This is a genomic window from Allobosea sp. 2RAB26 (assembly GCF_052115465.1).
In the GTDB taxonomy this organism is placed as follows: Bacteria; Pseudomonadota; Alphaproteobacteria; order Rhizobiales; family Beijerinckiaceae; genus Allobosea.
This window is the reverse complement of the sequence record NZ_JBFRGS010000085.1, coordinates 1-528: the sequence shown is the minus strand read 5'-3', so window position 1 is coordinate 528 and position 528 is coordinate 1. Positions and strand designations below refer to the sequence as shown.

Below are 528 nucleotides of genomic sequence, written 5' to 3'. Positions count from 1 at the left end.
GCAGACCTCCCTGAACACGGATACGGCCGTGGAGATGATCGGGGTCAACAAGTGGTATGGCGAGTTCCATGTCTTGCGCGACATCAACCTGAAGGTGGCGCGCGGCGAGAAGCTGGTGATCTGCGGACCCTCAGGCTCGGGCAAGTCGACGATGATCCGTTGCATCAACCGGCTCGAGGAACACCAGAAGGGCCAGATCATCGTCGACGGCACCGAGCTGACCAATGATCTGAAGAAGATCGACGAGATCCGCCGCGATGTCGGCATGGTCTTCCAGCACTTCAACCTGTTCCCGCATCTGACGATCCTGGAGAACCTGACGCTCGCCCCGATCTGGGTGCGCAAGATGCCGAAGAAGGATGCCGAGGAGATCGGCATGCACTATCTCAAGCGCGTGAAGATCCCCGAGCAGGCGCTGAAATACCCGGGCCAGCTCTCGGGCGGCCAGCAGCAGCGCGTCGCGATCGCGCGCTCGCTCTGCATGAGCCCGAAGATCATGCTGTTCGACGAGCCGACCTCGGCGCTCGA

General features: G+C 61.6%; 1 protein-coding gene. It reads left to right on the top strand.

Going from position 1 to position 528, the window contains the following annotated elements:
• Positions 1-10: 10 nt before the first annotated feature.
• The coding region (locus tag AB4118_RS34130) for an amino acid ABC transporter ATP-binding protein (RefSeq protein WP_441493914.1) at positions 11-528 on the top strand (518 nt) is incomplete at its 3' end.